Source organism: Sphingomonas cavernae, from assembly GCF_003590775.1.
GTDB classification, from domain to species: Bacteria; Pseudomonadota; Alphaproteobacteria; order Sphingomonadales; family Sphingomonadaceae; genus Sphingobium_A; species Sphingobium_A cavernae.
Genome location: NZ_QYUM01000002.1, coordinates 1,123,859 through 1,144,841, shown reverse-complemented (window position 1 = coordinate 1,144,841; position 20,983 = coordinate 1,123,859). Strand labels below are relative to the sequence as shown.

Here is a 20,983-nt window from a genome sequence, read left to right as displayed (position 1 = left end):
TTCAGGACGTCCTGAATGCATTGGTGATGGGGTAGCGGCGGTCGCGGCCGAAATTGCGCTTGCCGAGCTTGACGCCCGGTGGCGCCTGACGGCGTTTATATTCGGCGATGTAGAGCAGCCGCTCAATGCGCGCGACGGTGGCATGGTCGAAGCCACGTGCGACGACATCATCGACCGACAGTTCCTCTTCGACAAGCCCGTGCAGGATCGCATCGAGTTCCTCATAAGGCGGCAGGCTGTCCGAATCCTTCTGATCGGGACGCAGTTCGGCCGAAGGCGGCTTGGTGATGATCCGCTCGGGGATAACCGGGCCGTCGGGTCCGAGGCCGTGATCGGGGCGGTTGGCGTTGCGCCAGCGCGAGATCTCGAAGACCGTCGTCTTGTACGCGTCCTTGAGCGGATTATAGCCGCCCGCCATGTCGCCATAGATGGTGGCATAGCCGACCGACATCTCGCTCTTGTTGCCCGTCGTCAGCAGCATGTGGCCGAACTTGTTGGAGAGCGCCATCAGCGTGACGCCGCGGATGCGCGACTGGATATTCTCCTCGGTGATGTCGACATTACGGTCGGCGAAGCTGTCCGACAGCATCGTATCAAACGCCTCGACCGCAGGCGCGATCGGGATGGTGTCAAGCCTGCAGCCGATCATCGCCGCGCACTGCGCGGCGTCGTCGAGGCTTTCCTGGCTCGTGAAGCGGCTCGGTAGCATCACGCACCAGACGCGCTCGGGCCCCAGCGCATCGGCGGCGATCGCGGCGCAGATCGCCGAATCGATCCCGCCTGAAAGCCCGAGCACGACGCCGGGGAAGCGGTTGGTGTTCACGTAATCGCGCAGGCCGACGACCATCGCGTGATAGACGTCGACGGGATACGGATCGAGCGCATGAAGTTCGCCGGGCGCGCAGCGCCAGCCGCTTTCGCCGCGCTCCCAGACGGTGTCGACCAGCGTCTCCTCCCAGTCGGGAAGCTGGTGCGCGAGTGCGCCATCGGCATTGAGCACGAATGAGGCGCCGTCGAAGACGATCTCGTCCTGCCCTCCGACACGGTTCAGGAAGACGAGCGGCAGGCCGGTTTCACGCACACGCGCGGCGGCGATGCCGTTCGCGCGTAGATCGTCCTTGTCGATCTCATAGGGGCTGCCATGCGGCGCGATCAGCAGCTCGGCGCCCTTCTGCACGAGGTTCGCGCAAACCGTCGCAAACCAGATATCCTCGCAGATCGGCAGGCCCAGCGTCACGCCGCGAAAGACAATCGGATCGGGAAGAGGGGCGGGCTCGAACAGCCGCTTTTCGTCGAAGGTGCCGTAATTGGGCAGTTCGTGCTTGCGCGTGACCCCGACGATTTCACCGCCGTCGAGCAGCACGAGCGCGTTGTAGAGCTTGCCCTCCGCAAGCAGCACGGTGCCCACGAGCATCGCGGGGCCGCCATCGGCGGTCGCACGCGCCAGCCGCGCCAGCTCAACGCGCGCACGCTCGATCACCGCTGGCTTGAGGACCAGATCCTCGGGGGGATAGCCGATGAGCTGGAGCTCGGGATAGACGATGAGGTCGGCGCGCGTCGCCTTGCGCCATTCGAGCATGGCATCGGCATTGCCCGCGATGTCGCCGACGCGCTGCGAAAGCTGCGCCAGCGCGATGGTGAGCCGGTCGGTCATGGCATGTGCATTAGGGAGCGCCGGGCCGAGCGGCAATGCCCCCTTTCATGATTGCACTTCGATGACTAAAGGGGCGGGCAATCGGGAAACGGCGCGGGACCACCAGACATGAAACTTCTCACCGGCAATTCGAACCTGCCGCTCGCCAAGGCGATCGCCGCATATCTGGAGATCCCCCTCACCGACGCGAGCGTTCGCCGCTTTGCCGACGAGGAAGTTTTCGTTGAAATTCATGAGAATGTCCGCGGCGAGGACGTGTTCGTGCTGCAGTCGACCGCCTATCCGGCGAACGACAATCTGATGGAGCTGCTGATCTGCATCGACGCGCTCAAGCGCGCATCGGCCAAGCGGATCACCGCAGTGCTCCCCTATTTCGGCTATGCCCGCCAGGACCGGAAGCCCGGCCCGCGCACCCCGATCTCGGCCAAGCTCGTCGCCAATTTGATCACCACCGCGGGCGCCGACCGCGTGCTCTCGGTCGACCTGCACGCCGGCCAGATCCAGGGCTTTTTCGATATCCCGACCGACAATCTCTATGCCGCGCCAGTGATGTCGGCGGACATCCAGGCGCGTTTCGGCGGGCGCAACATCATGGTCGTCTCGCCCGACGTGGGCGGCGTGGTGCGCGCACGCGCGCTCGCCAAGCGACTCGACAACGCCCCGCTCGCCATCGTCGACAAGCGCCGCGAGCGCGCGGGCGAATCGGAGGTGATGAACATCATCGGCGATGTCGAGGGCCGCTTCTGCATCCTGATCGACGACATCGTCGATTCGGCGGGTACGCTGTGCAACGCCGCCGCCGCGCTCAAGGCCGCGGGCGCCGAGGATGTCGTCGCATACTGTACCCACGGCGTGCTTTCGGGCGGCGCGGTCGCGCGTGTCGAGGGGTCGGAGCTCGCCGAGCTCGTCATCTCCGACTCGATCGGCAGCCATGAGATCATCAAGGACGCGAAGAAGATCCGCCACCTGACGATCGCCCCGCTCCTCGCCGAAGCGATCCGCCGCATCGCCGACGAAAGCTCGGTCTCGAGCCTGTTCGACTGATCGCATCGCCAGTACATCCTGCAAGACCCGCGCCGGCGACGGTGCGGGTCTTTTTCGTTTCAGGCTTGTGTCGTCTCGTGTAACCTGTTTAATAGGTTACATGAGCAATGCATATGGGTTTGAGTTTATTGCGGGAAGCGTTTCGCTGTCCTTTGTCGATACGAAGGGCGGGCGCGGCGGCGTTGCGATCGAACGGCTCGACGGGCCGGACGCGCTGGCCGCATGGCTGTTGCTGGCGGGGCTGGCCACGCCCGATGCTGCACGCCCCGGCATTGATCATGTGGCGCGCGCGCAGACGCTGCGTGAGGCGATCTATCGCACGGTACGGGTAGCGATGACGACGGATACGCCGTCGAGCGCCGATATCGCGACGATCAACCGTGCCGCGATCCAGCCGCCACTGCGGCCTCAACTGGGCGTATTGGGCGTGCAGTATGTCGCCCCGGCCCCCGTCGATGCGGCGCTGTCGGTGATCGCGGCGGATGCGATCGCGGTGCTCGGCCAGGCAGAGCGACTGCGCGAATGCAGCGAATGCCGGATGCTGTTTCTCGACACGTCGCGCCCCGGCAGGCGGCGCTGGTGCTCGTCATCGGCGGGATGCGGCAATCGCGCCAAGGTGCGCAACCACCGTGCACGCGCCAGAACTTCAGTGGGAGGGTAGAATGACCGACAGGCGTGTTGTGTTCGATTTCGAAGTTGATTTCTCGAACGGCGGCGGGGTTCAGGGGCAGGATTTCCGGCTGGACATCGATGGCGACGATATCGCGGACGATGCGCTTGCCGCGCATATCATCGCCGATCTCCGGCTGCTCATGGTCGGTTCGGTCCGCATCCTCAACAAGCAGATCATCGAGGAGCGCCACAAACGTCCGCCCGCGGCGGCAGCGGATGAGGCACCAGCGAGCGGGCGGATGATCGATCTCAGCCATGTGATCGAACATGGCATGGTCACGTATAAAGGGCTGCCCGCGCCGCTGATCTGCGATTTTCTGTCTCGCGAGGCGTCGCGTGAACTCTATGCACCGGGCACGGAATTTCAGATCGGCCAGATCACTTTGTGCTCGAACACCGGCACTTATATGGACACACCCTTTCACCGCTATGCCGATGGCGCGGATCTGTCCTGCCTCCCGCTCGAGCCGATCTCAAACGTGCCGGGAATCGTCGTGCGCGTGACGGGGATGGAGGCGCGCGCGATCGACTGGACGCATTTCGCGGCGAGTCCGGTCAAGGGCCGCGCGGTGCTCGTTCATACTGGATGGGACCGTAACTGGCGCACCGACGCCTATTTCGAAGGCCATCCCTATCTGACCGGCGCCGCCGCCGAATATCTGCGCGATCAGGGCGCAGTGCTGGTGGGCATCGATTCGTTCAATATCGACGATGTTTCGGGTGGCGAGCGCTCCGTGCATTCAACCCTGCTCGGCGCGGGTATTCAGATTGTCGAGCATATGACGGGGTTGGATCAGTTGCCCGGCGACGGCTTCCGCTTCTTCGCGGTGCCGCCCAAGGTGAAGGGCATGGGCACCTTCCCCGTGCGGGCGCATGCGATCATCGATGCGACAGGCACGTAGCTTGGGATGTCGGGTTACGACCCGTTGCAGACGTAGCTACTCCCCGCCCTGAAGGGAGGGGCTGGGGTGGGTAGGCGCGCTTAGCGCGCCTCGCTATTCTGCCTGGATGCGTCGTATCCCGGCCCATATGACCGCCAATGCCCGTGCGTTGCGCAACGGCCAGACGCTTGCGGAGCGACTGCTGTGGCACCGCCTGTCAGGCTATCGCCCACGATTTACACGGCAGTTGGTGGTCGGGCCTTACATCCTCGATATCGCATGCCGGACAGCGAACCTGGCGATCGAGCTCGATGGCAGCCAGCATGTCGAGGCGGCCGGTTATGATGCCGACCGCACCGCCTTTCTGGAGCAGCATGGTTGGGTCGTGCTGCGCTTCTGGAATGGCGAGGTGCTTGAGAACCCTGAGGGCGTTGTCGAGGCGATCGTCAACAAGTTCGCAGAGTGTGTTGTGGCGACCCGTTGAACCCACCACCCATAGCGGACGCCTTCGTACGATCGTGTCCAACTATTCCGCCCAGGGATCGTAGTTGCCGAAGCTCCACGCATAGCCCTCGGTGTCGAACGCCGAATAGACGCGGCCGTCATAGTCTTGATCGGCGGGGTCGAGGATGATCCTCGCACCCGCGGCGCGCGCGGTGGTGGCGTGGCCGTCGACATCGTCGATCACGACATAGATGGACTGGGTGTTGCCGCCCGCGTCCTGCGGGTGGAGGATATTGGCCTTCTTCATATAGTCACTGTCGCGCGCAAAGCTGCTCAGCATCACCATCTGGCCGTCGCGCACGAGCTGGGCGTGGTGGATGAAGTCGGGGTCCTTGTCGTCGGCATAGACCGCGTGACGACCGAAGCCGAAGGCATCGCACAGAAACGCGATCGCGGCGGGGGCGTCCTTGTAGGACAGGCACGGGATAAGGGCGGGTCTGACGGGCATTTTCGGTCTCCGACTGTTGAGATCGCAAAGCTAGCCGCGCGCCGCCGACCGATCTTGCACGATTGTAACCTCAGGCGCTCAGTCGTCGCGGACGCCGCCCTGCCCGGGGATCAGGCGCGCGCGCAGCTCGCCCGGGGTCATGTCGCTGAAGGCGCGCACGTCGCGCGCCATGTGCGGCTGGTCGTGATAGCCCGCCTCGACCGCGAGCCCCGCAAGGCTGTCGTCGGGCCGCGCCCGAAGCGCGTTCCAGAAGCGCTCGAAGCGCGCGAGCCGGCGATATGTGTCGGGGCTGATCCCCGTTTCGGCCTTGAAGCGGTGCGCGAGATGCTTGCGGCTCCAGCCGATTTCATCGGCCACCGCCGCGACGCCACGCGCCTCGTCACGCGCGAGCTGCTTGCGCGCCCAGAGCACCGCATGGTCGAACGGGCGCGCTTCGTAGAGCCGGCGCATCAGGAAATCGTCGAGGATCGCGAAGCGCGCCTCGTGCGAGGGCGTGTCGTTGAGGCGGGCGCCGACGTCTTTCGCCGCGCTTCCGATCAGATCGTCGATCCGCGCGACGCAATTCGCGATCTCGGCCGCGGGTACGCCGGTCACCGCGGCGAGGCTTTCGAGCGGCAGGAAGACATGGACACCCGCCTGTGAACCACAGGCGCGTGAGATCGAGGTCGCATCGGCGATACCGCCCGCAAAGCCCTCTCCAGCGCCCAGAACGATGGCGCGCCCGTCCGCACCGACGATCTCGAGCGGATCGCCGAGGTTGAAGATGAGCACGCCTTCGGTGGCGGCAAGCTCGCGCCGCGCGGTGAAGGAGGTCGTCCGCTCGAAATAGCTCGCATAGCCGGCGACCGCGCCTGCCAGCCTCGCTTCGGGCGGCGCTTCGACCATTTCCCACATGTCGACGCCGTCGTCATGTCGGCGCACCGTGCCGGGTCGGCGATTTTCCATGCGCCTTGTCTAGCCGCTTGTTCACGCATGCGCTACCGCACGCGCCATGACCCGTCCCGACACCGACATCACACTTGTAGGCCGCCTGGCCGAAGCCGCCGGCGACGCGATCCGCCCCTTTTTCCGCGCGCGCTACGAGATCGAGACCAAGGCCGACGCCTCCCCGGTGACGCAGGCCGATCGCGCCGCCGAAGCCGCGATCCGCGCGATCCTCGACAAGGCTCTGCCCACCGACGCGATCATCGGCGAGGAATATGGCGAGAAGACGGGGACGAGCGGGCGTACCTGGGTGATCGACCCGATCGACGGTACGCGCGCCTTCATCGCAGGGCGCCCGATCTTCGGCACGCTGATCGCGCTGCTTCAGGACGGCTGGCCGGTAATGGGCGTGATCGACCAGCCGATCACGCGTGAACGCTGGATCGGCTATGCCGGGCGGCCCACCGAGTTCAACGGCAGCCCGGTCTCTACGCGCAACTGCCCCGCGCTCGACAAGGCGATCCTCGCGACCACGGGGCCGCAGTATTTCCCGGGCTGTTCGGGCGAGCATTTCTCCTGGCTGGCGCGCCAGTGTGGCGACACGATCTTCGGGGGGGATTGCTATAATTATGGCGGCGTCGCTTCGGGGCATATCGACATCGTGGTCGAAGCCGGACTGAAACTGCACGACTTCGCGGCGCTCATCCCCGTGGTCGAGGGCGCGGGCGGGCGGATGTGCAACTGGTCGGGCGATCCGCTCGACGCCGACAGCAAGGGCGATGTCATCGCCGCGGGCGACCCGGCGCGGATCGACGACATCATCGAGGCGCTAGCCACCGCCGATCACGCGCATTGATACGTCCTCCCCAAGCTCGCTTGGGGAAAGGGGACCATGCGAAGCATGGTGGAGGGGCAGGGCTCAGCACAAAACCCTCCACCGCCCTCCGAGCAAGCTTGGGAAGGATCTTTAGAGCATCGTGCGTCATATCTGATCCATTTTCGTGCTCCGGGCTTGACCCGGAGCCCATGCCGGAAACGGCTGTACGCTTGGGAAAATGGGCTCCTGCGTTCGCAGGAGCACCGAACCCCATTAAACGCAGGATACTCTAGAAGATGCCGAGGAACTTCTTGCGCTGCTTCTTCTCGGCCTTTTTCGTGAGCTTGCCGCTTTCTTCCTTGCTCGTGGTGCCGCGGCCGACATCGTCGCGCGCCGCACCGCCACGGGTTCGCTGAGACAAGGCGCGCGCACCCGTCAGCACCGGTCCGCAATCAGCCGCCTTGGCGTCACCCACATCGACAAAGGCGATGACCGCCGCGAGCGGACTGGCCAGCGCGGCCAGACCCAGCCCAACACCCGCCCGACCGACCAGTTCGGGAGTGATCACGTCGAGTTTCGGCTGCGCGAAATAGCCGCCAACACCCACCGGCGACTGGCCCGAGAACAGGCTGAACTTCTTGCCGTCCGCACGCACCGCCATATCGATCGACTCGTTCTTGAAGCTGAACCCGCCACGCCCGAGGATGACGTTCTTGCGCGTGTCGATCAGGATCGGGTCGGCGGCGGCGACGCCATCACGCACGGTGAAGCCAATCAGCCCGCAGTTGATCTGCACGGGTTCCTTGAGCTTCTTTTCGAACATCTTGGTGACGAAGGTGCCGATATCGAGTTCGGAAAGCTGGACGTTGCGTGTCCACAGCGTGCCGCGCGGCATGATGATCGCGATGCGGCCGTCCGACGAGGCGAGCGACTTGTGGATCGAATCGCCCTCGCCCGTCATCGCGACGCGCGCCTTGAGCATCCCCGTCGTCCCCGACTGCTCGACCCCGAAGCGCGCGAGAAGCTGGCCCATCGGCGTGGGTGCGAGGCGGATGTCGTAGCGCGTGCGTACGGGCGTGCCGCGCGCGTTGATCGCGATGTCCGAATCGAGATGTCCGCCCGCGATGTCGAAGCTGAAGGGCGATAGCGTCAGCAGGCTGCGGTCGAGGTCGAGCGTCAACGCGATGTTGGAGACGGGGAAGCTCTCGGCGCGAACGCGGCGCACGCTCCATTTGACGTCGGCGTCGAAGCGGCTGATCGCGTCGATCCTGAGCCGGGCATCGGGCAGTACGCGCGGACGGCCCGCCACCGCCTTCACCGCGCCAGCATTGCCGCGCGCCTCGAGCCGATCGGGATCGTAGCCGATAAAGGGGCCCGCGTCGACGATGTCGAGCACGCGCGTCTGGAGATCGGCGTCGATCTTGAGCCGCGCCTCAGGGCGCGAAATCGTCATGAGCCCGGCGATGTCGCTTTCGCCAAACACACCCTTCAGCCGCGTGAAGCGCCATGAATCGCTCTGTTTGGTGAGGTTCGACGTGATCCGATAGGCGCGCGTGTCGGGGACGGCGACGCCCAGGAAATCGAAGAGCAGACTGATATTGGGCCCGCGCACACCCATTTTGAGGTCGGCGCCCTCGATCTCGGTCGCGCCGGGAAGCGTGCCCGACACGGTCATGGAGGTCGGCCCCGATCGGGCTGCGAGGCGAAGCTGGTTGCGCCCGCCCTCTATCGTCTCATTGGGCGACATCAGATTACCCGAGAGCGTGAAAGGCCGATCGCGCATCGCACCGCCGCCGGTGAAGCGGATATCGTTCTGGAAGCGAGTGTCGGCGGCGCGGACGGTTTCGATGCGGATATCCGCGCTCAACTGCATCGGTGGGTCGCGATAATGGATCTCGGTACCGCGTACGATCGCCTGACGGATGATCGGAATGTCGAGCGCCTCGGCGGGCTTGTCGGGATCGCCGAAGGTCCAGCTATTGCGCTTGCCCGGCTTGTCCCATTCGAGGTTGACGTCACCCTCGACGAGCGCGAGCCAGTTGATCCGGTCCTTGCCGAACAACAGCGTCCAGGTGGCGATGTTGGTGTCGATCACCCGCGATTCGAAGAAGTTGCGCGTGGTCGCCCAATCGGGGTTCGCGATGGTCAGTCCCTCGGCATAGAATTTGACATTGAAGGGATTGAAATAGAGCTGAAAATCGCCCGCGACATCGAGCTTGCGCTCCATCTGGGCGCTGACGAAGCGCTCGAAAGGGCCTTTGAGGAAGCGGCCCTTGGTAATGTACAGGACCAGCCAGGCGAGGAAGATCGCGGCAAGGATTCCGCCGATAGTGTAGAACATGATTCGCAACGGATCGGCACGGCGTCGCGGTATCGGGGACGCTTCGGTCGGCGGAAACCGTTCATGGCTCAGATCAGCGGCCATCAAATGTCAAACCCTTGACGAAAGCCGCTGTTCCAATTCTGCGCCCGACGGTTGCATTGATGCGCCTTGTCGGGTAAAGGCGCCGCTTTCCGCGATTCATCCCGAGTATCCGGGGGGACTGCCCGGCCGTCAGGCATGCCGAGGCCGTCCGCAATCGTCGAGTTACAAGGAGACGAAAATGCCCAAACTGAAGACCAAGAGCGGGGTCAAGAAGCGTTTCAAGATCACCGCCACCGGCAAGGTGAAGCACGGCGTTGCCGGCAAGCGTCACCGTCTGTCGAGCCACAATGCCAAGTACATCCGCCAGAACCGCGGCACCGAAGTGCTTTCGGACTCCGATTGGGGTCACGTGAAGCTCTGGGCGCCCTACGGCCTGAAATAAGGAGTACTGACACATGGCACGCGTCAAACGTGGTGTAACCACCAAGGCTAAGCATAAGAGGATTCTGGATCAGGCGAAGGGCTTTTACGGCCGTCGCAAGAACACGATCCGCATCGCGCGTCAGGCGGTCGAAAAGGCCGGCCAGTACGCCTATCGCGACCGCAAGGTTAAGAAGCGGACCTTCCGTGGTCTGTGGATCCAGCGTATCAACGCGGGCGTCCGCGCTGAAGGCCTGACCTATTCGCAGTTCATGCACGGGCTGAAGCTCGCTGGCATCGAGCTCGACCGCAAGGTCCTCGCCGACATCGCGATGCACGAGGGCGAAGCGTTTAGCGCCATCGTCGCTCAGGCGAAGGCGGCTCTGCCCCAGGCCGCCTGAAACGGCCTGTAGCGAAAAGCGACACAGGGGCGCGGGTGGCACAAGCCATCCGCGCCCTTTGCTTTTTATGTCCCGTCATTCCCGCGAAGGCGGGAATCCAGGAACACGGGATGAAGGCGTTGGCGGAGGAAACGGCATTCATGCATTCTTGCGCGTGCGGGAATGAGGGGAACGGGGGATGGGAAGGGAACGGGAGCCATGCGTGTATATGCTCGCCGGCCGCAGGCATGGCACGCTCTACACTGGTGTGACCTCGAACCTTGGCGCACGCCTCCATCAACATCGCAACGGCTTGATCCCGGGCTTCACTCACGACTACGACGTAGCGCGACTGGTCTGGTTAGAGCGGCATGAAACCATGGAAACGGCGATCGCGCGCGAAAAGCGGATCAAGAAATGGGAACGGCAATGGAAGATCAATATGATCGAAGCGGAGAATCCGAATTGGGACGACCTCGCCCTCGATCTTGGTTTTCCGCCTCTTCCTGCTTGATTAGGTGTTCATGGATTCCCGCCTGCGCGGGAATGACGGGTGAAAAATGACGGAATTGAAGCAACTCGAAGCCGAGCTGATGACGGCGATCGCGGAGGCGGACACGCCCGAGAAGATCGAAGACGTGCGCGTGAAGGCGCTGGGCAAGCAGGGCGCGATCACCGCGCTGCTGAAGTCGCTGGGCGGCATGAGCCCCGAAGAGCGCCAGAGCGAGGGGCCGAAGATCCACGGCCTGCGCGAGGGCGTCACCAGCGCGATCGCCGAACGCAAGACGGGGCTGGAACGCGCGGTGCTCGACGCGAAGCTCGCCGCCGAGACGCTCGACATGACGCTGCCGGCGCCTGCCTTCCCGCAGGGGTCGGTGCATCCGGTCAGCCAGGTCATGGACGAGCTTGCCGAAATCTTCGCCGACATGGGCTTCTCGGTCGCGACGGGGCCTGAGATCGAGGACGACTGGCACAATTTCACCGCGCTCAATATCCCGGAGACGCATCCGGCGCGCGCGATGCACGACACCTTCTACTTCCCTGACAAGCGCGACGGGAAGGACATGCTGCTCCGCACGCACACTTCCCCCGTCCAGATCCGCACCATGACGTCGCAGGAACCGCCAATCCGCATCATCGCGCCGGGCCGCGTCTATCGTTCGGATTCGGATGCGACGCATACGCCGATGTTCCACCAGATCGAGGGTCTGGTGATCGACAAGGGCATCCATCTCGGCCACCTCAAATGGACGCTCGAGACCTTTCTCAAGGCGTTTTTCGAGCGCGACGACATCGTGCTGCGGCTGCGCCCGAGCTATTTCCCCTTCACCGAGCCTTCGGTGGAGATCGATGTCGGCTATTCGATCGAAAAGGGCCGCCGCGTCATCGGTGGATCGGAAGGCTGGATGGAAGTGCTCGGCAGCGGCATGGTCCACCGGCGCGTGATCGAGGCGTGCGGGCTCGATCCCGATGAGTGGCAGGGCTTCGCCTTCGGCACCGGCGTCGACCGGCTCGCGATGCTGAAATACGGCATGGACGATCTGCGCGCCTTCTTCGACGGCGATCTGCGCTGGCTCAAACATTATGGTTTTTCGGCACTCGACGTGCCCACGCTGTCGGGGGGAGTCGGCGCATGAAGTTCACGCTGAACTGGCTCAAGGAGCATCTCGACACCGACGCGACGCTCGATCAGGTGCTGGGTACGCTCAACGCGATCGGCCTCGAGGTCGAGGGCGTCGAGAACGCCGCCGAGAAGCTTGCGCCATTCACCATCGCCAGGGTGCTGACCGCCGAGCGCCATCCGCAGGCGGACAAGCTGCAGGTGCTTGTCGTCGACGCGGGCAACGGCCCGCTCCAGGTCGTCTGCGGCGCACCCAATGCGCGCACTGGCCTCGTCGGCGTGTTCGGTGCGCCGGGCGCCTATGTGCCCGGGCTCGACGTCACGTTGAAGGTTGCGGCGATCCGCGGGGTCGAATCGAACGGCATGATGTGCTCGGTCCGCGAGCTTCAACTGGGCGAGGAGCATGACGGCATCATCGAGCTGCCCGCCGACGCCCCCGTGGGCGCGAACTACGCGGCATGGGCGGGGCTCGACGATCCGGTGGTCGACGTGTCGATCACGCCCAACCGGCAGGACTGCATGGGCGTGCGCGGCATCGCGCGCGATCTGGCGGCGGCGGGCCTCGGCACGCTCAAGCCGTTGAAGGTCGAGCCCGTGAAGGGCGAGGACGCGGGTCCCGATGTGCGGACCGATGATCCGGAAGGCTGCCCCGCATTTTTCGGCCAGTCGGTCTCGGGCGTCGTCAACGGCACCAGCCCCGACTGGATGCAGCGCCGCCTGAAGGCGATCGGGCAGAAGCCGATCTCCACGCTCGTCGACATCACCAATTATGTGATGATCGATCTGGGCCGCCCGCTGCACGTTTATGACCGGACGAAGCTCAAGGGCCCGCTCGTCGCGCGGCGCGCGAAAGATGGCGAGAGCGTGCTGGCGCTCAACGGCAAGACATACACGCTCGACGCCGGCATGACCGTGATCGCCGATGACGCGCATGTGCATGACATCGGCGGCATCATGGGCGGCGAGGACTCGGGCGTGGAGTTCGACACGACCGATGTGTTGATCGAATGCGCCTATTTCACACCCGAGCATATCGCGCGGACGGGACAGAAGCTGGGCCTCACCAGCGATGCACGCAGCCGCTTCGAGCGCGGCGTGGACCCCGCATTCCTTGAAGACGGGATCGCGATCGCGACACGGCTCGTGACCGAGCTGTGCGGCGGCACGCCGAGCGACGTCACGCGCGCGGGCACACCCCCAGTCACGATGGCGAGCCATGCCTATTCGGCCGAGCTGACCGAGAAGCTGGCCGGTGTCTCGGTGCCCGCCGAGAAGCAAAAGGCGATCCTCGAACGCCTCGGCTTCGCGGTTTCGGGCAGCAACGAATGGCAGGTAACCCCGCCGACATGGCGGCGCGACGTCATCGGCAGCGCCGATCTGGTCGAGGAAGTCGTCCGCATCGTCGGGCTCGATCATGTGCCCTCGACCCCGCTGCCGCGTGCGCCCGGGGTTGCGAAGCCGACCGCGACCCCCGAACAACTCGTCGAGCGCCGCGTGCGCCGGACCGCGGCGGCGCGCGGGCTCAACGAGGCGGTGACGTGGAGCTTCCTCTCAGAGAAGGAGGCCGCGGCGTTCGGCGGCGGCGACTGGACGCTGGCCAATCCGATCTCCGAGGACATGAAGGTCATGCGGCCCTCGCTGCTGCCGGGGCTGCTGGCGGCTGCATCGCGCAACCAGGCGCGGGGCGCTGAGACGATCCGGCTGTTCGAGCTGGGCCGGCGCTATTTCGCCGACGGCGAGCGCCTGACACTGGGCGTCGTGCTCGCGGGCGACAGGACCCCGCGCAACTGGAAGACCGGCAAGGCCCAAGACTTCGACGCGTTCGACGCCAAGGCCGACGTGCTCGCGCTGCTGGCCGCGGCGGGCGCGCCCGTCGAGAACCTCCAGATCTTCGGCGAGGCGGGCGACCATTTCCATCCCGGCCAGTCGGCGACGCTCAGGCTCGGCCCCAAGACGGTGCTGGCCGCGTTCGGCACGCTGCATCCGCTGACCGCCAGGGCCTTCGACCTCGAAGGCACCGTGATCGCGGCCGAGATCTATCTCGACGCGATTCCGGCGAAGCGCGCCGCGGGCCGGATGCGGACCGCCTATGCGCCGCCCGCGCTGCAGGCGGTGACGCGCGATTTCGCCTTCCTCGTGCCCCAGGACACGCCGGCGGACAGCCTCGTCCGCGCGGTGAAGGGCGCAGACAAGCAAGCGATCGTGACGGCAAGGCTGTTTGACGTCTTTTCCGGACAAGGCGTTGAGGAAGGGCACAAATCGCTCGCGGTCGAGGTGGTCCTGCAACCGTCGGAGAAGAGCTTCACCGACGAGGAGCTGGGCGCGATCTCCGACAAGATCGTGAAGGCGGCCGAAAAGGCCGGCGCGAGGCTGCGTGGCTGAGAAGGGCGCGGTCTCGATCAGCTCGGGCGACCTGACGGCGCGCATCGCGCCGCTCGGGGCCGAGCTGTTGAGTCTGACCGACGCTGAGGGCCGCGAGCTGATGAGCGATGGCGACCCGGCTTTCTGGTCGGGCCGCGCGCCGATCCTTTTCCCGATCGTCGGGCGGCTGCGCGACGATCAGTATCGGCTGGGTGACAGGAGCTATGGCCTGCCCCAGCATGGTTTTGCGCGCAGACTGGACTTCACGGTCACCGCGCAGGATCCCGACGCGGTGCGCTTCCGGCTGGTCGACACGCCCGAGACGCAGGCCGTCTATCCCTTTGCCTTCGTTCTCGACATGGCCTTCCACCTGGACGGGCCGCGCCTGACCATGATCGCGACGATAGGAAATCCGGGAAGCGCGCCGATGCCCGCAAGCTTCGGATTCCACCCCGCCTTTGCCTGGCCGCTGCCCTATGGCGCACCGCGTGAGGACCACGGCATCACCTTTGCCGAGGACGAGCCCGCGGCATTGCGCGCGATCGTTCCGGGAGGACTGATCGGGCAGGAGACGATCCCCAGCCCCGTCAAGGATCGCACGCTGATGCTCGACGACGCGCTGTTCGCCAATGACGCGCTGATCTGGGACCGCCTCAAGAGCCGCGCGCTGCGCTATGGCGCGTCGACGGGCCCCGCGATCGACATCGCCTTTCCCGACACCGAATGGCTCGGCGTCTGGACCAAGCCCGGAGCGCGCTTCGTCTGCATCGAACCCTGGGCGGGCATGGCCGATCCCGAGGGGTTCGACGGCGATTTCACCGAGAAACCCGGCGTGTTCATCATCGCGCCGGGCGAGAGCTGTTCGTTCCGCATGATCGTGACGCTCAAGGAAAACTAACCTCCCCAAAAATCCGCTCATCCTGAGTAGGGACCGAGCGGAGCCGAGGGCCCGTATCGAAGGACGCACCGTGCCGATCCTTCGAGACGAGGCTTCGCCAAGCTCAGCCTCTCCTCAGGATGAGCGGATAAGCTGGAATGAAAAAGATATGACCACCAACCGACCCGACCGCCGCACCTTCGCGATCATTTCGCACCCCGACGCAGGCAAGACCACGCTCACCGAAAAACTGCTGCTGTTCGGCGGTGCGATCCACCTCGCCGGCGAGGTCAAGGCGCGCGGACAGAACCGGCGCGCGCGTTCGGACTGGATGAAGATCGAGCAACAGCGCGGCATCTCGGTCACCAGCTCGGTGATGACCTTCGAGCGCGACGGGATCACCTTTAACCTGCTCGACACGCCGGGCCACGAGGACTTTTCCGAAGACACCTATCGCACGCTGACCGCAGTCGATTCGGCGGTGATGGTGATCGACGCCGCCAAGGGCATCGAGCCGCAGACGCGCAAATTGTTCGAGGTCTGCCGGCTGCGCTCGGTGCCGATCATCACCTTCGTCAACAAGGTCGATCGCGAGGGCCGCGAATGCTTCGCGCTGCTCGACGAGATCGCCGACATGCTCGCGCTGGACGTCTGCCCGATGAGCTGGCCCGTCGGCATGGGCGGCCAGTTCGAGGGTGTCTATGACCTCCACGCCAACGTCCTGCGCCAGCCCACGGGCGACAGCCGCATGTTCGAGGGCAAGCTGACGCAGTTCACGGGACTCGACGACCCCAGGCTTGCCGAGGCGGTTTCGGCCGAAGGTCTGGCAAGGCTGCACGAGGAAGCCGAGCTTGCGCTCCACGGCTATGCCGCGTTCGATGTCGAGGCCTATCGCCATGGCGACCTGACCCCGGTGTTCTTCGGGTCGGCACTCAAGGAATTCGGCGTCGCCGAGCTGATCGCGGCGCTTGGGCGTTATGCGCCACCGCCGCGGCCACAGCCCGCCGAACCGGCCGCCATCTCGCCCGATCACGACAATGTCACGGGCTTCATCTTCAAGGTGCAGGCGAACATGGACCCGCAGCACCGCGACCGCATCGCCTTCATGCGGCTGTGCTCAGGCAAGTTCCGTCGCGGCATGAAGCTGACGCCCACGGGGCACGGCAAGCCGATCGCGGTGCATTCGCCGATCCTGTTTTTCGCGCAGGACCGCGAGCTCGCCGAGGAAGCCTGGCCCGGCGACATCATCGGCATTCCCAACCACGGCACGTTGCGGGTGGGGGATACGCTGACCGAAGGGGAGAGCATCCGCTTCACAGGCCTGCCCAATTTCGCGCCCGAAATCCTGCGCCGCGTGGTGCTGGTCGACCCGACCAAGACCAAGCAGCTCCGCAAGGCGCTGGACGACATGGCCGAGGAGGGCGTCACCCAGGTCTTCTACCCCGAGATCGGCAGCAACTGGATCATCGGCGTGGTCGGGCAGCTCCAGCTCGACGTGCTGCTGAGCCGACTCGATGCCGAGTACAAGGTTGCCGCAAAGCTCGAGCCGAGCCCCTGGGATACGGCGCGGTGGATCTCGGGCGATGAGGCGGCGATGAAGGCCTTTGCCAACATCAACCAGTCGGCGCTCGCCAAGGACCGCGACGGCAACCTCGTCTTCATGGCGAAGAGCGCGTGGGAAGTCGGCTATGTCCAGGACCGCAATCCCGACATCAGGTTCAACGCTACGCGGGAACGGTAGGCGGCGCTATTTGGCCGGCACGATATAGGGCTGGCCCAGCGCGACGAAGGCATCGACAAAGGCATCCACCGCCGCCTGTGCCTCGTCGCGCTTGCCGGTGGGGAATTCGACGCGCCCGCGCAAATCCCAATAGCCGCGATCGAAGGTCCACAAACCGACGCCGATGCGGCGCTCCCCATCGCGCGCGTTGTAAATGCCCAGATAGCCGTCAGCGCCCTTGCCTGAGCGCTGATAGGTGCCCTCGGAGAGCGTCGTGACATCGGTGAGCCCGTTGAGCGCCATCGGCTTGGCGATGATGAAATGCTCCTTTGGGCTCGTCCCTTCGACATGGACCACTGCAATCCTGAGCGTGAGAGGCTCGCCATCGGCGAGCGCGTGGCGATAGGCAACGCCGATATAGTCGCCGCCGGGATCGAGCGCCGCCTCGCCGCTCCGCTCGAAGCCCGCCAGGGTCCGCGGAAACCGCGTGCCGCTCGCGCTATGGACGAGCGTCGAGCCATCGGTGGCCGTGATGAAGGCCGGCTCCGCAAAAAGTGGCGACGGCAGGGCGCTTGCGAGCAGCAGCGAAACCAGAGCGAGTGACGGCAGGCGGCGCATCAGAATCTCCTGATCCAGCCGCGGCGGCCGATCCGGCACACCCGCGGCCATGGTTTCCCACCCGGAATTCGGTGTACCAGAAGAAACTGGCAGCACAAACAAGGGTGTAACCGGTGGAGGGGCTATTCGACCCAATCGTTTCGCAGCGGTTTCGCCGCAAGCCACATGAAGAGCGCCGCGAGCAGGTAGAAGCCGAGCGAAACCAGCATGGCGTAACGCAGCGCCTCGTTGCCATATTGCCGCGCCAGCGCGTCGGAGAGCGCGCCGAGAAAGAAGGTGCCGCCGCCGATGCCAATGAGGTTGTTGATGAGCAGGAAGCTCGCCGATGCGGTCGCGCGCATATGCGCGGGTACAAGATGCTGGACCGCGGAGATGACGGGGCCCAGCCAGACATAGGCAAGCGCCTGCGGCACGAGGAAGAGCAGGAAGGCCGCGGTCGCCGATTTCGAGAGGATGCCGGCGGCGAAGAGCGGGACGGCGAGCACAAAGGCGATCGCTGGCAGGCGCGCATAGACCGCCCTGTCACCGCGCCCCAGCCGGTCGCCCAGAAAGCCGCCCGCAAGCACGCCGACAACGCCCCCCATGAGCAGGATCGCGCCATAGAATTGCGAGGTCTGGACGAGATCGAGGCCAAAGCTGCGGCGCATCAGCGAAGGCAGCCAGAAGGCGAGGCCATAGCCGAGCATAGAACTCGCCGAGGCGCCGAAAGCGAGCAGCCAGAAGCTTTTCTTTGCGGCAAGGATGGAAAAGACGCGGGCGACGGGAGTTGTCTCGGACGACTTCTGCTCCGTCGGACGCACGGGCTCGCGCACCACGAGGCGGAAGATCGGGGCGACGACGATCCCCGCAAGCCCGACCGCGATGAAGGCGGTGCGCCAGTCGATGCTCGCGGCGATATAGCCGCCGAAGAGCACCCCCGCCGCTGAGCCCAGCGGAATGCCCAGCGAGTATATCGACAACGCCCGCGCGCGTTCTTGGCTGGGAAAATAGTCAGCGATGACGGCATAGGAGGGTGCAACGCCCCCCGCCTCACCGACACCGACGCCCAGCCGCGCGAAGAAAAGCTGCCCGAAGCTGCTCGCGAACCCGCACAGCGCAGTGAAGCCGCTCCACACCGCCAGCGAAACGGTGATGACCCAGGTCCGGCTTGTCCGGTCGGCGAGCCAGGCAAGCGGCACCGCGAGCGTCGAATAGAGCAACGCGAAGGCGATCCCGCCAAGCAGCCCGAGCTGCTTGTCGGACAGCGCCAGATCGTCCTTGATCGGCCCCGCGAGGATGCCGAGGATCTGCCGGTCGATAAAGTTGAAAGTGTAGACGAGGAGCAGCATGCCGAGCACGACCGCGCGGTAGCCGCGGCTGGCGGTGGTCGTACCCGGCATGGCTGTCCCTCTGGTCAGAAGCGGTATTCGGCGGTGAGGGTCGCGGTGCGCGGCGGGCCGTAATAGCCGATGATCGAGTTGCCGAAGAGCGCGCCGGGGAAGTTGTAACCGCCCACGCGGTAACGCGTGTCGAACAGGTTGCGCAGGTGGACGCCGAGCTTGAAGCGCTCATCCGCGGTGGTCCAGCTCGCCGAAGTATCGACCAGCGCATAGCCGTCCTGATCGAGGATCGGGTTGGGAATCTCGAACATATTATAGTCGCTGCGCATCGAGATCGACGGCGTCACTTCAACGCGACCCCCCGCCAGATCGCCTGACCAGGTGGCTGACACATTGGCATTCCACTTGGGCGTGTTTTGAAAGACGCGCTGATCGGCAACGTCGACGGGCGTGGTGCCGCCGCCGATGAAGGTCAGGAACTCCTTGTAGTCGGCATGGGTGTAGCCGAGCGAGGCGCTGACCGAGAAGCTGGGCGTGGGAACGATTCGCGCCTCGAGCTCGAGGCCGTAAATCTCGCCCTTGCCCGCATTGTCGACGAAGCTGGCGATGCCGCCGGTCACGACATTGGGCACCTGGATCGTGACCTGCTGGTCCTTATAATCCGAATAATAGCCCGCGATGTTGAGGAACAGCGTGCGATCAAGGAACGCGCCCTTCATGCCCACTTCATAGGCATCGACCGTTTCGGGCGCATAGCCGTCGACGGTAGTCGGCGTGAAGATCGCGTCGCCGCGCATGTCGAAGCCGCCCGACTTGAAGCCCTTGCCATAGGAGGCATAGAGGTTGAGGTCTTCGGTCGGCTCATAGCTGAGGCTCACGCGCGGGGTGAACTCGTCGAAGCTGCGGCTGTTGGTGTAATCGGTGCGGATCAGCCCCGGGATCGCCGCCGAATTGCCGAATTCGGGGCTGCGGATGCCCGTATAGTTGCGGCGGAAGACGGTGCCGGTCTTGTCGTCCTTCGTATAGCGCAGGCCGGCCGAGATCTTGAGCTGCTCGGTGATATCGAAATTGACATCGGCGAACGCAGCATAGCTCTTGGTCTTGACGGTTCCCGAGGTGAGCGTCGTGGTGTTGAGCGCCCCGAGCACGGTGTCGAACGCACCGCTCGCGCGCGCATCGAGATAATAGAGCCCGAACACGCCCTGCAGACGGTCACCTTCATAGAGGAGCTGAAGCTCCTGAGTGAACTGGCTATCGTCATAGCGTGCGGGGATGTCGAGCACGGGCCCGGGCGTGTTGTCGAAGTCGATCAGCGTTTCGGTATGGCCGTCACGATAGGCCGAGATCGTCTTGAAGGTGAGCGTGTCGTTGATCGCGATCGAGCCGGTGAGCGAGATGCCCTGCGTCTCCACCTTGTTGTCATCGCCGATGCCCGCGCGCGTGTCATAGACGCTGTCGGTCGGCGCGAAGGCGGGCAGGCCAAGATTGCCGACGAGGCGTGTGCCGTGCCGCGGATTCGACTTGTCGACGGTCTTGTCGGCGGCGAGGCGGAAGAAGACGTCCTCGGAGGGCGCAAACTCGGCCGAGATTCGGCCCGCGATGACGTCCTTGTCATATTGGTCGACGCCAGTGGTGAGGTTGCGGCCATAACCGTCGCGCCAGTAGCGCGCGATCGCACCGCCGATCGAGAAATTATCGCCCAGCGGCACCGTCACCTGACCGATCAGGTCGATCTGGTCGTAGGAGCCATAGGCGGCGCGCACCTTGCCCTCGAACTCATTGCCCAGGCGCTTGGTGACATATTTGATCGCGCCGCCGATCGTGTTGCGGCCATAGAGCGTGCCCTGCGGACCACGCAGGATCTCGACGCGCTCGACGTCGAAAATGTCGAGCACGGCGCCCTGCGGACGCGCGACATAGACGTCGTCGACATAGAGGCCGACGCCGGGCTCGAAACCCCAAAGCGGATCCTGCTGACCGACGCCGCGAATGAAGGCGATCAGCGTCGAGTTGGATCCGCGCGCGATCTGGAGCGTAAGATTGGGGGTCTTGTCCTGCAGCGAGGTGATGTCGATCGCGCCCTGATTCTGCAGTGCGTCGCCCGACAGCGCCGAGACCGAGATCGGCACGTCGATCAGGTTTTCATCACGGCGGCGGGCCGTAACGATGATCTCGCCGCTCTCAGCCTCCTCGGCAGCAGGCGCAGCATCTGCGTCCTGGGCAAAGGCGGACTGCGTCGAGAGCGCGGACAACGCGACGCCCATCGAGAAAATGACGCGGGCAGACAGACGAGTGCGGGACATTATGGCATTCCTCCCCAATGCTGATGACTCAACCTCTGACGGGTTGTGCCGGTAC

General features: G+C 64.8%; 19 protein-coding genes. 12 read left to right on the top strand and 7 right to left on the bottom strand.

The features are described 5' to 3' along the window. Position 1 precedes the first annotated feature (1 nt). Positions 2-1,654, bottom strand: coding sequence for an NAD+ synthase (locus D3876_RS05635; RefSeq protein WP_119760208.1), 1,653 nt, complete (start codon positions 1,652-1,654; stop codon positions 2-4). 108 nt (positions 1,655-1,762) lie between these two features. On the opposite strand from D3876_RS05635, the gene D3876_RS05630 reads away from it, so the two are divergent. From D3876_RS05630 to D3876_RS05615, 4 genes are all read left to right on the top strand, one after another. Beyond that, positions 1,763-2,698, top strand: a complete 936-nt coding sequence (locus D3876_RS05630; RefSeq protein ID WP_119760206.1) for a ribose-phosphate pyrophosphokinase — start codon at positions 1,763-1,765, stop codon at positions 2,696-2,698. A gap of 100 nt (positions 2,699-2,798) precedes the next feature. Further along, a complete protein-coding gene (locus D3876_RS05625; RefSeq protein ID WP_119760205.1) occupies positions 2,799-3,359 on the top strand; it encodes a CGNR zinc finger domain-containing protein in 561 nt (186 codons plus the stop codon). A 1-nt stretch (position 3,360) separates the two neighbouring features. After that, on the top strand, positions 3,361-4,272 hold the full coding sequence (locus tag D3876_RS05620; RefSeq protein ID WP_119760203.1) for a cyclase family protein: 912 nt from the start codon (positions 3,361-3,363) through the stop codon (positions 4,270-4,272). 127 nt (positions 4,273-4,399) lie between these two features. Next, on the top strand, positions 4,400-4,735 hold the full coding sequence (locus D3876_RS05615; RefSeq protein WP_420801937.1) for an endonuclease domain-containing protein: 336 nt from the start codon (positions 4,400-4,402) through the stop codon (positions 4,733-4,735). Positions 4,736-4,777: 42 nt separating this feature from the next. On the opposite strand, the gene D3876_RS05610 is transcribed toward D3876_RS05615, so the two are convergent. Together D3876_RS05610 and D3876_RS05605 are read right to left on the bottom strand one after the other, a co-directional pair. After that, entirely contained in the window at positions 4,778-5,203 is a 426-nt protein-coding gene (locus tag D3876_RS05610) for a VOC family protein (RefSeq protein ID WP_119760200.1), read from the bottom strand. A 78-nt stretch (positions 5,204-5,281) separates the two neighbouring features. Then, on the bottom strand, positions 5,282-6,148 hold the full coding sequence (locus D3876_RS05605; RefSeq protein ID WP_119760198.1) for an AraC family transcriptional regulator: 867 nt from the start codon (positions 6,146-6,148) through the stop codon (positions 5,282-5,284). A gap of 46 nt (positions 6,149-6,194) precedes the next feature. Here D3876_RS05605 and hisN point away from each other — a divergent pair, with 46 nt between their 5' ends. After that, positions 6,195-6,983, top strand: coding sequence for a histidinol-phosphatase (hisN, locus tag D3876_RS05600; RefSeq protein ID WP_119760196.1), 789 nt, complete (start codon positions 6,195-6,197; stop codon positions 6,981-6,983). 250 nt (positions 6,984-7,233) lie between these two features. On the opposite strand, the gene D3876_RS05595 is transcribed toward hisN, so the two are convergent. Further along, positions 7,234-9,369, bottom strand: a complete 2,136-nt coding sequence (locus D3876_RS05595) for an AsmA family protein (RefSeq protein WP_119760195.1) — start codon at positions 9,367-9,369, stop codon at positions 7,234-7,236. 178 nt (positions 9,370-9,547) lie between these two features. Between D3876_RS05595 and rpmI the strand changes: the two genes are divergently transcribed. From rpmI to D3876_RS05560, 7 genes are all read left to right on the top strand, one after another. After that, positions 9,548-9,751 carry a 50S ribosomal protein L35 gene (gene rpmI / locus D3876_RS05590; protein WP_119760193.1) on the top strand — a complete coding sequence of 68 codons (204 nt, stop codon included), beginning with the start codon at positions 9,548-9,550 and terminating at the stop codon, positions 9,749-9,751. Positions 9,752-9,764: 13 nt separating this feature from the next. Then, positions 9,765-10,130, top strand: a complete 366-nt coding sequence (gene rplT / locus D3876_RS05585) for a 50S ribosomal protein L20 (RefSeq protein ID WP_119760192.1) — start codon at positions 9,765-9,767, stop codon at positions 10,128-10,130. Between the two features lie 178 nt (positions 10,131-10,308). After that, complete coding sequence (locus D3876_RS05580) at positions 10,309-10,623, top strand: GIY-YIG nuclease family protein (protein WP_119760190.1); 315 nt, start codon at positions 10,309-10,311, stop codon at positions 10,621-10,623. A gap of 46 nt (positions 10,624-10,669) precedes the next feature. Next, the gene (pheS, locus tag D3876_RS05575; protein ID WP_119760189.1) at positions 10,670-11,746 is read left to right on the top strand and encodes a phenylalanine--tRNA ligase subunit alpha; all 1,077 of its coding nucleotides are present in this window, start codon (positions 10,670-10,672) and stop codon (positions 11,744-11,746) included. Further along, positions 11,743-14,112 (top strand): phenylalanine--tRNA ligase subunit beta, encoded by a 2,370-nt coding sequence (pheT, locus tag D3876_RS05570; protein WP_119760187.1) that lies wholly within the window; start codon positions 11,743-11,745, stop codon positions 14,110-14,112. Before pheS ends, pheT begins: the two co-directional genes overlap by 4 nt. Further along, positions 14,105-14,989, top strand: coding sequence for an aldose 1-epimerase family protein (locus tag D3876_RS05565; protein WP_119760185.1), 885 nt, complete (start codon positions 14,105-14,107; stop codon positions 14,987-14,989). Before pheT ends, D3876_RS05565 begins: the two co-directional genes overlap by 8 nt. Before the next feature lie 148 nt (positions 14,990-15,137). Continuing rightward, a complete protein-coding gene (locus D3876_RS05560) occupies positions 15,138-16,709 on the top strand; it encodes a peptide chain release factor 3 (protein ID WP_119760184.1) in 1,572 nt (523 codons plus the stop codon). A gap of 6 nt (positions 16,710-16,715) precedes the next feature. On the opposite strand, the gene D3876_RS05555 is transcribed toward D3876_RS05560, so the two are convergent. The 3 genes from D3876_RS05555 to D3876_RS05545 form a co-directional block, all read right to left on the bottom strand. Continuing rightward, positions 16,716-17,306: a hypothetical protein gene (locus D3876_RS05555; RefSeq protein WP_119761084.1), complete on the bottom strand. Its 591-nt coding sequence runs from the start codon at positions 17,304-17,306 to the stop codon at positions 16,716-16,718. Positions 17,307-17,428: 122 nt separating this feature from the next. After that, the gene (locus D3876_RS05550) at positions 17,429-18,685 is read right to left on the bottom strand and encodes a spinster family MFS transporter (RefSeq protein ID WP_119760182.1); all 1,257 of its coding nucleotides are present in this window, start codon (positions 18,683-18,685) and stop codon (positions 17,429-17,431) included. 14 nt (positions 18,686-18,699) lie between these two features. Beyond that, entirely contained in the window at positions 18,700-20,928 is a 2,229-nt protein-coding gene (locus D3876_RS05545) for a TonB-dependent receptor (protein WP_119760181.1), read from the bottom strand. Positions 20,929-20,983 lie beyond the last annotated feature (55 nt).

Bases quoted from the DNA above. Each gene is read 5' to 3' on its own strand.
- D3876_RS05635 (WP_119760208.1), bottom strand. From the start codon at position 1,654: ATGACCGACCGGCTCACCATCGCGCTGGCGCAGCTTTCGCAGCGCGTC.
- D3876_RS05630 (WP_119760206.1), top strand. From the start codon at position 1,763: ATGAAACTTCTCACCGGCAATTCGAACCTGCCGCTCGCCAAGGCGATC.
- D3876_RS05625 (WP_119760205.1), top strand. From the start codon at position 2,799: ATGAGCAATGCATATGGGTTTGAGTTTATTGCGGGAAGCGTTTCGCTG.
- D3876_RS05620 (WP_119760203.1), top strand. From the start codon at position 3,361: ATGACCGACAGGCGTGTTGTGTTCGATTTCGAAGTTGATTTCTCGAAC.
- D3876_RS05615 (WP_420801937.1), top strand. From the start codon at position 4,400: ATGACCGCCAATGCCCGTGCGTTGCGCAACGGCCAGACGCTTGCGGAG.
- D3876_RS05610 (WP_119760200.1), bottom strand. From the start codon at position 5,203: ATGCCCGTCAGACCCGCCCTTATCCCGTGCCTGTCCTACAAGGACGCC.
- D3876_RS05605 (WP_119760198.1), bottom strand. From the start codon at position 6,148: ATGGAAAATCGCCGACCCGGCACGGTGCGCCGACATGACGACGGCGTC.
- hisN (WP_119760196.1), top strand. From the start codon at position 6,195: ATGACCCGTCCCGACACCGACATCACACTTGTAGGCCGCCTGGCCGAA.
- D3876_RS05595 (WP_119760195.1), bottom strand. From the start codon at position 9,369: ATGGCCGCTGATCTGAGCCATGAACGGTTTCCGCCGACCGAAGCGTCC.
- rpmI (WP_119760193.1), top strand. From the start codon at position 9,548: ATGCCCAAACTGAAGACCAAGAGCGGGGTCAAGAAGCGTTTCAAGATC.
- rplT (WP_119760192.1), top strand. From the start codon at position 9,765: ATGGCACGCGTCAAACGTGGTGTAACCACCAAGGCTAAGCATAAGAGG.
- D3876_RS05580 (WP_119760190.1), top strand. From the start codon at position 10,309: ATGGGAAGGGAACGGGAGCCATGCGTGTATATGCTCGCCGGCCGCAGG.
- pheS (WP_119760189.1), top strand. From the start codon at position 10,670: ATGACGGAATTGAAGCAACTCGAAGCCGAGCTGATGACGGCGATCGCG.
- pheT (WP_119760187.1), top strand. From the start codon at position 11,743: ATGAAGTTCACGCTGAACTGGCTCAAGGAGCATCTCGACACCGACGCG.
- D3876_RS05560 (WP_119760184.1), top strand. From the start codon at position 15,138: ATGACCACCAACCGACCCGACCGCCGCACCTTCGCGATCATTTCGCAC.
- D3876_RS05555 (WP_119761084.1), bottom strand. From the start codon at position 17,306: ATGCGCCGCCTGCCGTCACTCGCTCTGGTTTCGCTGCTGCTCGCAAGC.
- D3876_RS05550 (WP_119760182.1), bottom strand. From the start codon at position 18,685: ATGCCGGGTACGACCACCGCCAGCCGCGGCTACCGCGCGGTCGTGCTC.
- D3876_RS05545 (WP_119760181.1), bottom strand. From the start codon at position 20,928: ATGTCCCGCACTCGTCTGTCTGCCCGCGTCATTTTCTCGATGGGCGTC.